We start from the raw sequence: 13,809 nt of genomic DNA on the forward strand, positions 1-13,809 counted from the left end.
CAATGTGGATCTCCGGTGGAGCCCGAATCGAGGGTTCGAATTCAGGGGAGGGCAGATCGGTCCGGTCACCATCGAGCGGATCAACCTGCAGGGTCCCATGGCCGCGGGCGAGTACAGCGGCGCCGTGTACGCGGATGCCACCGTCAAGGTCGGCCCCGTCTCCATCCGGCTCCAGAACGCCGGTGTCCGCGTCACCTATGACAGCAGCAGGTCTGGCCTGGCGGGGCTGGAGGTCGACTGGACCATGCCCACGGTCGAGGTGACCATCGATCAGGGTGATTCCGTTGGGAAGCCACTCCCGATCGATCTCCAGCACCTCTACCTGAGTGGCAACTGCCTCGCCTTGAACTGGCGGGAGCGCAACGTCAATCGATGGCTCTCCCGGTTCCTGTCCGGTCTCTCGGACGCGATGCCGCCCGTGGAGTCGGACTTCACCCTACGGGTGCTCTTCAACGATCCCGGTCCCGAGGTCCGGCTCGACTGGGCCATCTCCGGAGCGAAGCGGACCTATGGGTTGCCCGGCTTCAAGATCGTCACACCGGACAACGTGCAACTCAGTCTTCTCCTCGGCGCGGGCGAGCCTGATCTCTCGCACGCGGCTCTGGCCCTCACCTTCGACGGTGCCGCTTCCGAGCTCGAGGCCCTGAGCGACTTCGCCTGGGAGCGCGACGGGGACCGGGAGATCAATGGTGAAGGCTCGGACCAGCCGCTCTTGCGGCTGACCGCCAAACCCAACAAGCGGGTGAGCCTCGCCCTCATCGACTGGGACTTTGGCAGTGGAAAGCTGCCGAAGTTCTTCCGGCAGATTTCCGCCCCTCTCTCGCCCTTCGACTTCTCGAAGGTCGACACGCTGCTACAGCCCACGCCCTACAACACGAGGTCGCTCCAGGCGAGCGATTGGGCGGTGACCTTCAACGTGAACGTTCCGCAGACGCTGCCGTTCCTCAAGGGCGGCAGTGGCGCGGAGTCGCAGTTCCTGAAGATCGACCCGAGTCGTACCCGCGTGGAGATCCAGCTCGCGGAGCAGCAGATCCGCGTCGAGCTGGGACTCACCGTCCGCATCGGGAGCATCGAACTGCTGTCGATGATCCCGCTCGAGTTCAACTGGGAGTCCTTCGCCTTCCGGGTGCCGCACGACTTCGGGTTGGACATCATCGCGGAGCAGGAGACGCTGGAGCCCGCGGAGGAGCACCTGGGACTTCGCTGGCGATTGCGAGGCAAGCCGGTCGAGCTGCGCTCCGGAGGCAGCACCGTCACGCGGTACCACTTCTTCACGCTGGCGACGAGGGATTACAACTACCGCGTCCAACAGGCGCCGGGCGCGGTATTCGAGATTGAATACACCCAGATCTCGGAGGATGCGATTGGCTTTTCGATTGCCGATTTCAGCCTCGCACCCAATGGACTCTCCCTGACCGCCACGGTCATCGACCGTCCCGCGAAGCTGAACGGTATCGACACACGCTTCCGCTTCGCCGGCAGCCAGCTCGTCATCAAGGAGAACCGCATCACCGACTTCACCCTGATGGGCGCCGGCCCGCTTCCCCCGGCGCTGGTCGGAGATGCCACCGCGGAGATCGCCCTGCAGATGGCTCAGCGCGATGGAAAGCTGACGCTGGTCTCGGGTGCGGCGCGACTCAAGGGCTCGAAGATCCTCGACTGCAAGGGGACGCGCTTCCAGTTCTCCATCGACTCCATCGGGCTCAAGTTCGTCTACGAGGGGAAGTTCCACCTCTACTTCACCCTGACCGGCAGTGCGCAGTACACCCTGCGGTCGGGGGACGACAAGGACGGCGCTCTCGCGCTCCTGGGCAAGATCAAGGTCGATCTGGTGGAGTGCCCGCTCACCGGGGATGCCCGTGTGCTTTCCAAGCACGTGAGCTTCCTCGTGGAACTTCCCAAGCCCTTGTCCTTCAACTTCCTGGGCGCATTCGAGATGGAGTTGCGCGGCATCGGGTTCGTGCCGCAGGCGGAGGTGTTCGACGGCGACGGCGCCATGCTCGTGACCGGGCAGCTCAAGTTCGCCCAGGGAGCGGGTGATACGCCCGACTCGCGTACGGACTACCACAAGCTCTACATCGGGCTGCCGAAGACGGGCAGCATCGTTCCGCGGATCCACTTCGCGAACCTCCCTGTCCACCTCAACCTCGGCGCCGCCTTCCGGATGAACGGCGTGGTGGACTTCGTTGATGGCGCGCTCGAGAAGGGCTTCACAGGGGAGGGCTCCCTGGAAATCCAGGGCCTGCCTACCTTCGCCGCGAGCTTCGCCTTCCTGCGCGTGCGGCGCGACGACTCCTCGCCGTGGGTACGGGCCTGGTTCGTCTACATCGAAGCGCGCAAGGTGAGCTTCATGATCCCGGTGGTTCAGCTCTATATCCGGGAAGTGGGGCTGGGCTTTGGCTACCGCTACACGCTCGCCAGCATCCGCGCGGCCGATGAGGCGAACGACGTTCGCAAGCTTCTCCAGGAGTTGAAGGTGCTCTCGCGCACCCAGGGAGATCTCTCCAAACGGGACCGCTGGGCCATCGACCTGGAACCCGCGGGCCAGGACCCCCGCTGGACGATGGCGTTGAGGGCGATGATCTCACAGACGTCCTCGCAGAAATCGCCCCTCCGCTATGACGAGAAGGCCGAGAAGAACCTGTCGTGCCTGTTCCTCTTCGACACGGTCCTCGCCCTGCGCAGTGACCTGACCTTCTTCATGGCGGCGCGCGGTTGGCTCTTCGCGAACTATTACGACTACGTCACCGACTACAAGGGGCTGCGGGAGAAGCCACTCTTCTCCGGCTTCATGCTCCTCTCGCCGCGCCAGAAGCGCTTCCTCGCCCACGTCGCGTCCAACCCGGGTGGACAGTTTGGCAACCACCCGCCCATGCCCGACATGGTCCAGCAGGCCATTTCGAAGAGCCAGTTCTCCGCGACAATGCTCGTCGAGCCGGGCCTCTTCCACACCGAGCTCGGCTGGCCGAACCAGCTCCGTTGGGGCGGCAAGCTCGGGCCGCTCGATGCGGAGTACCGCGGCGGGTTCATCTTCCGTGTCTCGCGAGAAGAGCTGGTGACGGGTATCAGTTACCTGGCCCGGGCCAAGCTGGAGATCAGCGCTGGCATCAGTCTCGGCGTCGTGGGTGTGCGGGTGAGCGCGCTCGCGAACGTCGCTTTCGGCGGTCGCTACATTGGCCTGCTCAGCCTCAAGGACCCGCTCGGCAGTTCGGCGCTCTATGCCGGAATTGGTCTCGAGGTGATGATTCGCTTCTCCATCGAGTTCTGGATCCGTCTCAAGCTTGGCTTCATCAAGATCACGAAGACGTTTCGGTTCAGCTTCACGCTCGACTTCACCGCTGGACTCGAGCTTGGCATCTCGTCGAGCGGCGTCGGGATTCGCGGCAGCGGTCATCTCGCGGTGTCGGTCATGGGACGCCGCTTCGCGTTGAGCGTTCGGTTCGGGCTCAATGAAAGCGCCGTTCAGAAGGCGCTCGATCGCACACAGCACGTGCTCCAGCAAGGGTTGGAGGCGACCGACGTGGAGTCCATCCCCGGTGTCACGGGCCTGGCACCGGCGGCATCCAGGCGTCTGGCAGCCGGACCTGGCCGCTCCCTGGCCGAGGCCCCCTCCGAAGGGCGCTCCGAGGCAACAGAGACGGTGCTTACCTTCCATGCTCCCGGCTACACCCTGTTCGTCATCCGGGGGGCGACCGCGACGGACTGGAGCCACTTCGTCCTGCTGCCAGCGGGCGAGCGGCCGCGTGCCGACGGCTCGGGCTATGACGAGGAGCCCGGCTTCCTGCCGGCCCCTCCGCCAGAGGGCTCGACGCCACAGGCTGACTTCCTGCTGCAGCTCACGAAGACGGCGGGTGAGAATTATACGCTCGAGCAGTACGACCCCATGACGCGCGCCTGGGTGAACCGGGCCTCGCCTGGCACCTCTGGCTCGGTCTCGTTCGGCTGGAAGACCCGTTGGGAGGAGCCCATCGTCGTGGGCGAGCAGCATCTCCTGGGCGATGACGGCGAGCCCACCGGCGAGACGCGACCGCGCCCCTTCGTCCTGCGCGAGTACCTCCGCAATGCCTTCGTCGTCCAGGAGACGGAGAATCCAGCGGGGGGTGAGCCCGTGGTGGAGCTGTTGGGCGATCCCAGGCCGCTGCCCGGCTCCCAGAAAGTCGAGGACGAGCGCGTCCGCAACCCGACCGACAGTGCCTTCGAATCGGCGGTGCGGGGCGCCATGGAGCAGTTCCGCGGCTCTCCCTTCTTCCGGCGCGATCCCTCGAGCGAGTACGAGCAGCTCCTCGAGCGCGCCTACCGGGACGACACCACCATCTATGACGCGAGCGGTGAGGTGCCCACGGAGCCCACCGACATGGAGGAGCTGCAGCGCCACCAGCAGGCGCATGAGCTGCGCGGGCTCATCGTGCACGACATGGTCGGCGACCTGCGCGACTACATGGCGGCCACCGACAAGAGCAACCCACAGCTCGTTCAAGGCTCGATCGCCTTCGCGATGGGGCTCGTGTTCCGAGTCCAGGGCCAGCCCGCCTGGCTCGAGGATCTCGTCACGGGAGGGCCGACCCTGGCCCAGCGCCTGAGGCCCGAGGCGGTCGCGCCGTCGGCCTCGGACGCGCAGCCGATCCGCACCTTCAACATCCGCTCCGCCGACTTCGCCTCGAACCCACCCCGGTTCGAGCAGGTCCAGCAGCTCACCGACGCGAACACCATCGCGATCGCGTGGGACCTGACCTGGCCGCAGGCACCCCACGCCGAGGCGACGCCGGGCCAGCGCGATCCGGAGCACCACCTGATTCACTACCACGTCCGGCGGCGTGCGCTCGATGGGAATGACCGTGAGGTGGTCTACACGGTCAAGGGCGCCGACACGCTCCACCGCGAGCCGGGTGGGGTGCTCAAGCAGCTTCGCCGTCGCTTCCAGATCGTGGACCACTTCTCGGAGGAGACAGCGGAGGACCTGGCCGCGCTGCCAGCATCCGGCAAGAGCTACTTCTACTCCATTACGCCGGTGGACTTCGCGGGCAATGCCGGCCGTCCGCTCTCGATCGTGGCCACGCGCTACCCGAGCGAGCCTCCGGCGGTGCCCGTGGATGGTGAGTGCATCGTCCGCTACCGGCTGGACTCGCAGACCCTCCTGCCCGAGACGGCCACGCCTCCGGAGGCTCCGACGTTGATCCTACCGGCGGGGCTCAGGGTGGAGTGGACGGAGCCGTCCGCTCCACAGCGGGGACCGTCCATCCCCATCGCGTCCTACCAGCTCGTGTTCCGGAGGGAGCCGATCCTTCCGGTGGGCAGCTACGGCCTCGACAGCTCCACGCAGAGGCCGGCGGCGAAGTCGTTGCCGACGAGCAACGCACGGCCACTCCCCACGGACATCAAGATCCCGCTTGGGGTGCAGGGCACGAGCGACGCACGTTTCGCCGAGCTCACTCCGTTCGAGTTGCAACAGGCTGGCGTGCTGTCCGCGGGCGCGAGCCCGGCCTGGCGGCCCGAGGCGTGGCGCGTCTTCTTCCAGACGGTCTCCCAGAATGGGGTTCCCTCGGCGCTCGCGCCGGTACAACTCCTGCTGCGCGTGGAGCCGACGACGGTGACGTCGCTCGAGCCCACGGACGTGCTATCGGAGCAGCGCGAGGAGCGGCGCCCGGCGGAGCTGGAGTGGCTGCCGCGCCCCATGCGGTTCTCCCTCCTTCCCGCGGAGGATCAGCAGGGGAAGGTCGGGCCCGCGCATGTTCCGATGCCCCGGCTCGCCTTCGATACGGATGGCAGGCCGGTGTTCTCCTCGCTGCGCTTCGATCCCACGCTCGGAAATGTGGAGCACCTGCGGCATCCCGCGGGTATCCGTTGCATCCGGATCCGGTGGAACCAGGGGCCGAGTGGCTCGGCGGCGTATCCACTCGATCTCAACGCGGGATACAAGCTCCTCGAGTTGGACGTGGACGCGCACACGACGGAGACGTTCGGGTCCGCCGACAAGCTGGCCTCTGTGCTGCGCCCGATCCAGGACGTGCAGATGATCCCAGCCGACGAGCTGCTCCTGACGCCGGGGGACACGCTCGCACCGATGCAGTGGGAGGCCTGGTATCCGAGCACTGCCCAACGTCGTAGCGAACCCTCGAAGCGAGCCGAGGGCTCGGAGATTTCACTCTCTCCCTGGTACTCGTGGCGCGAGTCGTTCCTCCGGTGGCCCAGCTGGCCGGGACTCACCAGCGAGCCCGGGGTGCGTGACACGGCCTTCCACCCAGCGCTCCAGAAGGTTCTCGAGCTGTTGTCGAACCCGACGGAGGACTCCGGGCTGACGGCCTACCGGCTCGAGTTGCAGGCGAGCCCGGCCATGCAGCCGGGGGATCTCGCCGCGTTCTTCAAGGCGACCGCTCCCTCCGCCGATCCTTATGGCTGGGGCGTCCTGCAACGCTTCGGCCTTTCGGTCGCGTTCCGGCTCCGTACGAGCGACAAGGGGGACATCCTCGCTGGAGCGCCGCTGCTCGCGGCGGTGCAGGAGGCCATGGATGCGGCCGGTAGAACCCTCCAGGACCTCGCTCAGCACCTGCACGTCGAGCTCCTCTTCCAGCCGGGGCGGGCGGTCGAACTCGACCGGGTGGGTGTCACTCCCGAGTCGCTCGTGGCCCTCGTGCAGCTCAGCCTTCGTCCCGCGGTGGTCCAGCAGCGCTTCTACGCGCGGCTCGCCCTCGAGGGACGGCCTGGCGACTCGATCGACCTCACGGTGAACATCGCCGCTGGCGGGTCGTGCAGCGTGATCGATCAGGGCAGTCCCGCGAGTGGGCAGAGCGAACTCGCGGCCGAGCCGGGGCAGGGGGTCGCGATCAAACGCACCGTCCGTTTCCCAATCGGGGGTCGCACCGCGCTCCTCTTCCGCGCCGCGACGCTGCCCGAGGTGGGCGTCCCGCTACGAGAGCCGCTGGCCGATCCGGCTGCATTCGAGGCCGCGTTCGGAGAGTACTTCCGGTACGTCTCCACACCCGCACCGCAGGTGGTGGTCGTGACGCCGCTCGCGAATTCGACCACGGCGCAGCGAGAGCAGCTCGTCACCCTCCTGGGGACGGCCAACGCGGGACTGGTCAGCCTGATTCTCGCGGTACGGCTCGAGCCCTTCGGAGCCACCGCCGAGCACGCCAGCTACTTCACGGTGAACCCCACCACGCTCGCCACGGACTTCGTGGCGGAAGGGAACGCCAAGACCGCATGGGAGGCGTTCCGGAGCTATGCCGAGGCGCTCTCCAGCACCGATCAGGCCGTTCCGGATGACCAGAAGATCCACGTCCCGACAACCAGGGAGGAAATCGAGTCCCTCATTCCCGCCTTCGCGGCCTGGTCGCAGCGCTTCTTCGACGCGAACGGCGCTGTTGGCAAGCCCACGTCCAACCGCACCGAGGAGACACTCGACGGGCCCTGGGTGGTGACGGCGTACCCGCGCGCAGGCTCGCCGGTGCACGCGGCCCCCGATGCGAGCGGGCGCCTCAAATACGATCACCTGATCGAGGATCCCTGGGCGCACAACTACCGCTACTACGTGCGGCCCGATGGAAGGTACGACCTCCTGTGGCAGAGCCTCCGTCAGTCGACGGTGCTCTTCCCTGGCACCCCCCGATTGCCGGAGCCCATGCCCGCTCCAGCCGCGGGTGGGCTCGACGTGGTCCTCGAGCGTACGCGCCCGGTCGCCAAACCGCTCGTGCTCTCCTCGACGCGGCTTGATCCTCCAAGTGTGCCGGCGAGCCCGGCCGCGCCAGGCCCGACCTGGGAGGTGATCGTCGCGGAGCATCCGGAGCAGACGCTCATCGAGCACAACCAGACGCTGGTCCGGCAGCTCGCGTTCCGCCAGGTGGCGTACACGGTGCTGCGCACCTTCGCCTATCCATCCTGGCTCGAGCAGCTCGGTGGGGCGACCACGCCGCCCCAATCCATCGAGCTGGAGCTCGTCGAGGAGCGCTACCCCGCGCCTCCATCCGAGTACCCGGCGACCGCGGAGCACCTCGACCTCTCGGCGCCGCTGACGGACGCTGACGCTCGGACGCTCGATCTGCCCACGCGGATCGGCTCCTTCCAGCAGGGCGCGATGGCTCTGCACTGGGAGGGGTTGCCGTTCTACTACGAGCATCGGCTGCTGCTCGTGGCCCAGTCCGCGAGCACCGTCTCGCCCATCAACGAGGTCGTCCAGCGCGACTTCGAGTACCTCACCCCGGAGCCACAGGCGATGATGGAGTCGGTGCGTGGTGACTGGACGCCCCCGACGCCGTTCGGTGGTGCCAGCACGGGGCCCCTCTCGGTCCAGTCCCGGACCCTGCATGTGCCTTTGTGCCGGCTCTGGGACTCGCTCTCGGAGACCACCCAGCAGCGGTGGCCGAGTGAGGCGCCGGATGGCATCCATCGCAAGCCGGCCTGGCTCCCGGATCTCGGCGTCGTCTACCAGCTCGTCGAACTGTTCCAGGGCAACGTCGAGGTCCAGGCGGAGATCTTCTTCGATGAGGCGACCGGGCAGTTCACCCGGCGGCAGCTCGGGAACCGATTCCTGGCCGATCTCGGTGCGCTCACCGCCCCTGCGGACGCGGCGGGTCGGTTCTCGCTGGCGCTTCTCGTTCAGCAGATCACCCAGCAGGAGCTGTCCCGCGTGTACGGAGACGTGGACCGCCAGCGCATCGCCCAGGAGACCCGAGGCAAGGTCGCGTTTTCGGGCAAGCTCTTCTCGTTCGTGGGCGTCATGACCCACGCGGATCGTGACAACCTCCTGGCGGTCCTCGATCCGGCCGATGCGCGCACCATCGAGCAGATCCATGACTCCTGGTACTCCGAGGAGCCCGTGTCCGAGGCGCCCGCGTCGATCCCGCCCCACCTCATGGGGGTGCTCGATCTCCCCACGCCCACGGGAGTCAGTCTCGTCTGGGAAGGCACCATGTCCGAGGCGGAGCGGAGCGCCCTGCTGGCACTCCCCGGAGACGCGGAGTTCGTCGCCGCGCTCGACAAGCTCTCCTCCGCCGTGGGGACCAGGGACGGAGTCTTCTCCGTGGTGGCGCCGCTCGGACCCGAGCAGATTCCCACCACGCTGCGGAGTCGCGTGACCCTGGCCGTGGACTCCGTGGCGGGCCAGTACACGGAGCTGCGCTGGACGGGGAATCTCGCCGACGCTGACGCGGAGGCGCTCACGAAGTGGCCGCAGGTGCGCGCACTCTCGGCGGCGGTCACGGCCTTGATCACGGCCGCGGACAGGAAGACCTACGCGGTGACGGTGACGCCCCCTCGGTCGCTCTCCGAGGAACTCCCGCCCGCGCTGAAGAACCGCCTCGAGCCGGGTGCGGCTCAGCTCGGCTGGAAGGGACCCGCCCCAACGGATGCGCAACGTGCTGCCCTCAACGCACTGGTTGGCGATACCGCGTTCCTCGATGCGCGAACGAGGCTCCTGGCGCAGCTCGATGAGACCCGCTCGGTGCCACTCGGCCCGGTCGTGGAGCGGCCAACGCAGGGGAGCCTGCCGGCAGACCTGGCGGTGCAACTCCAGATCGGCGCGGAACGTCTCGCCTGGACGATGCCGATGCCCACGGAGGCGCAACGCGCGGCGTTGCTGGGTCTGAAGGGGGACCGGGCGTTCACGACGGCGATCCGCGACCTCCTCGCCGCTCTCAACGCGGGCGGCGAAGGCTCCGTACCGCTGCCGGCGTTCGTGTCACGGCCAGCTCAGGCCGAACTGCCAGCCCTCCTGCGGGAGCGGCTCCTCATCGGGGCCGACACGGTTCAGTGGACAGCTCCCGCACCGAGCGATGCGGAGCGTGCCGCCCTCGGCACACTCGTCGGCGACGATGCCTTCATGGATGCGCTCACGGTGCTGGGCACCCGGCTCGACGCGGACCAGTCCGTCCCCCTGGCGCCGTTGGCGAGACGCCCGCGACAGCAGGAACTGCCCGCCTGGCTTGGCGGACAGCTCGAGATCGCGACTACGGAAATCCGCTGGACGGGCCGCCTCCATACTCCGGACTGGCGGACGCATCTCCAGCAGCTCCAGGGAGATGCGCCCTTCCTGGCGGCAATCCAGCAGATCCTGCAGCAACTCGAGACCCAAGTCGTCGCCGTGCCGTTCACGGTTCCAGTGCGTCCGTCGCCCGACGCGCTCGGGGGACTCGCGAGCAAGCTCCTCATTGGACGTGCGGTGCTCCGCTACCACGGCCTCATGACGCGGGCCGAGGTCACCGAGCTCCAGTCGCTCTACACGCGCACGAGCGACCAGAGGGCGGTGATGCGGCTGTACGAGGCGACCCAAGAGAGCGGGATGCGCGGTCGGGCGCTGCGGATCCGCACTCGCCGGGGCACCGCGCGACCGAGTGCACTCATTCCCATCTCCACCGTGGCGATCTGACGCGAGGACACGACGATGCCGAGCACGCTTCCTGCCCTGCCACTGTTCAAGATCAAAGGACCGTTCTGGTCCGCAGACGCCGATCTCCTTCGCTTCTCGAGCCCCACACGGACCTGGAACCTTCGCGAGCTGTTCGTCGACCTCTCCACGAGCAGCTACACGGCCTCCAAAGCGCTCCTGCCGGGCACCATGGTGGTGCTCTGCTGGGTGAGGACGGTGCGCATCACGCCCACCACGTCGGGCACGCCCGTGTACACATTCACCCGGGCGACTGGCTCGGCGCCGCCGCCCGAGACGCTCACCATCGCGGATGTCAAGCGACTCGTGCTCGATGGGACGATCTCACTGCTGCTCGTGCAGGCTGATCCGGCTCAGTGGAAGAACGATGATCCATCGCGGCTGGGCACGGTCACCTGCCTGGCGGGTCACATCGCTCTCGACGTGCTGAGAGGTGAGACGACCTCCCGGCCCGCGCTCTACCGGGCGCTCGACCTGCTCGAGGTGGCTCCCGGCGACCGCCCCGGTGCCTCGGCGATCCCGGGGGCGCTCTCGGTACATGCGACCGGGCTCACGATCTACGGCCAGGGCCGGCTGCCGTGGGAGACGGCACGCATCACAGCGCCGTACCAGCTCGCTCGCATCGTGCCGGATCCCGTGCCAGTCCTGGGGGGGACACCGCAGCGTGCCTTCCGGCTTACCCTTGAGACAGAGCGCCTCACCGCGGCGGAGCGGAGCGCCATCACTGCCGCTTGGGGTCGGCTGGCGACCAGCATCGATCCGGGCAATCCGGCGATCGCCGCCCTGAACCCATTCGTTCCCCGCTGCGTGACACTGGAGGTTGCGAATCCGAGGGCCATCCCGAGGATGTACTGGCACGTCTCTCCCTGGCAGACCCAGCCGACCGCGCTGCCGTTGCACCTCGAGCGTGAGGAGCTGAACCTCGTTTTCTCGGATCAGGCCCTCTTCGATCGTGCCCGGCCCGCGACCTCGCTGGCGCGGACCGTGCTGGATGACGTCCTGATCACCCGCTCGCAGGCCAGCCCCACCCAGCCCGTGCAGGTCACGCTCTCCATCCAGGCGGTGCGTCCGGGCAGCTCCGGAGCCGTGGCGGGACAGCTTGCCTACGAGGCGTCCCTGGTCTCGGAGAACTGGCGCGAGCGCTTCACGCTTTCTGGCATCGAGGCGGCATACCATCCCGTGGAGACACCACGGTTGCTGCGCGACGCGCAGGATCTCCCGGCTCCCGAATGGGGCGTGGGGAGTGCCGCGACACCGGTGGAGCCTCCGGTCCTCTGGGCCTTCATGCCACTCGAGGACGGTTGGGCGCAGCTTCCGATCCCCAACCTGACCGAGCAGATGTACCTGGACGCCCAGCTGGCCCAGCCTCCTGCCTCCGCGACGGCGTTGCTTTCGGGCGCTGTCGCCTATGGGAATGACAAGCCCGGCACGCTCGAGGAGTTCGCGGGGGAGCAGCCATGGACGCTCACGCTCTTGGATGCGGATGGTCTCTCCGGAACCTGGACGCTCGTGCAGGCAAGCGAGTCTCAGCCGCTGCGGCTGAATGGCATCTCCCTCCAGCTCTCTGGTCCCGAGATTGCCCTCAACGGTGTTCTCTGGCTCGCGACGGGGCGGCCCACTCCGGAGGATGCGCTCCCGACGCTCGATAACTGGGTCTCCGGCCTCACCCCCCTCTCGCTTCGGACCGTCGACCCCACCATCGATCTCCTGCCGCCGCTCGTGAGGACCTCCATCTCGCAGCTCGTCTTTGAGCTGCGCACGCCCCAGCGGAGCCACCCTTCAGCGCTCCTGGGGCAGTGGTCGCTCGCTCTCGGAGTGGATACCGGGCTGTTCAATACGATGGTGAGCCTGAAACTCCTGCCCGAGGACACGTTCAGCCGGCATCTACCGCTCCTCTGGCGGCGGCACCGGACACTGCCGATGGTGCAGGCACTGCCGCTCACCCAGAGCCTCACGCCACCGAGTCATCCGAGCGCCAGCCGCCAGCTCACTCCTTTCGAGCTCCCCGTTGCCAGGGAGGCATCCTCCGGATTGCTCCTGCCCTCGGGGTGGGAGTTCGGGCGGACCGGGGGGAATGGTGCAGCCGCCTGGCCTCTCGTGCAGAAGACCACGGCCCCCGCGCGTGAGTGGTCGGCGCTCGCCGATCTCCCCGTCGCATCGCTGTCGCTTCCTGGCCTTATCCTCGACCCGCGCGCCGCGGGGAAGACCGGTCTTCCGGCCGATGCTGGAACGGGTCTGCCGCAGCAGTACCGTCACGATCTGCCCTACGCCGACGAGGTGCACGCGCTGGCGCAACTGCCCAAGGTCCCACGCCAGACGGGCGAGGTCTCTCCGATACCGGACTCGCCGCGACCGGCGCCTCCGAAGCCCCTCACCCGCGATACGCTCTCCGGGCACTTCCGGAGGCTCTCGGAGCGTGCGAGCCTCGCGGCTGCGGATGCCGTGGCGGCTTCGGCGACAGGCGTGGGTGGTACGGAGATCCGTTCGCTCGTGGAGCCGCTCGCCTGGCCCGTCTCCGCGACGGTGGCAACGGAGGCCTACCCTGGCTCGCTCACGCTCGCGAACGGCGCCGATACGCTCGCCGCGAGCACGACGCTCGACGCCGAGGGCGCGCTGAAGGGTCTCACTGGTGTCTTTGTCGAGGCGGCGGGCGGACTCATGCACCTCGCTCCAGCCCCCGCGCCTGATGCGTACGAGCTCGTCGCGGGCAGCATGGCGGCCCACTCGGTGGGAGATGGTACCTTCCGAGATCAGCGTGGCCTCCTGCGGGGGGCCACCACCACGGAGCCGAACGTACTCCGCACTCCCGTACGCCTGACCGAGGAGGCCGCGGCTTTCGAGCTCACCTCGCTACTCGCGGCGGTGCCTCTCAGGATTGGTCCTGGGCTGGCTGCCGGGAGCGAAGTGCTCTGGCGGCTGTGGTTCCGGGATCTCCCTGTGTCCGGGGGGAGTTTCTCCCGCGCTCGCACACGTTCGTCGCTCGCGGAGGATGTGAACGATCCCGAGGCAGGTTCACGCGGATTCAACCACCTGAATGGCTGGGAGTGGCGGCTCGAGCCGGAGGCATCCGGCCGCTACTCGATTTGCGGGCTCGACTTCTATCCACTCACTCTCGAGAAGGCGACGCTCGTGGGGAAGGAGGTCCGCCATGTGGAACTGGTGGGCCGGCTCCAACTCCCGATCGAGGGAGGTGGGGAGAGTGATGCGCTCACCAACGCCGTCCGGCTCACCTTCGACTGGGACGAAACCTCGGGCCGGCTCGCGCTCTCCGCGGTCTCGGCCGAGTCCTCCTCGTGCGATTGGCCGCTCGCATTCTCGGGCGGTGAGTCGGGTGACGCGCCGCGGATCGAGTGGAGCCAGATCTCGCTTGCTCCCAGCCGAGACAAGCTGGAGATCGATGGGGCCAGGCTGGTGTTCCAGCTCCTTGGAGC

At 67.7% G+C, this 13,809-nt stretch carries 2 protein-coding genes; both read left to right on the forward strand.

The genetic code is table 11. The features are described 5' to 3' along the window. Positions 1 to 97: 97 nt before the first annotated feature. Positions 98 to 10,360, forward strand: a complete 10,263-nt coding sequence (locus VF794_RS36430) for a hypothetical protein (RefSeq protein ID WP_331117741.1) — start codon at positions 98 to 100, stop codon at positions 10,358 to 10,360. A gap of 15 nt (positions 10,361 to 10,375) precedes the next feature. Further along, positions 10,376 to 13,809: hypothetical protein (locus tag VF794_RS36435; protein WP_331117742.1), on the forward strand; the 3,434-nt coding region annotated here is incomplete at its 3' end.

Origin of the sequence: Archangium sp., from assembly GCF_036389735.1 — a bacterium.
In the GTDB taxonomy this organism is placed as follows: domain Bacteria; phylum Myxococcota; class Myxococcia; order Myxococcales; family Myxococcaceae; genus Archangium.

Excerpts from the sequence above, each read along its gene's own strand:
- VF794_RS36430 (WP_331117741.1), top strand. The coding sequence starts at position 98 with ATGGCCGCGGGCGAGTACAGCGGCGCCGTGTACGCGGATGCCACCGTC.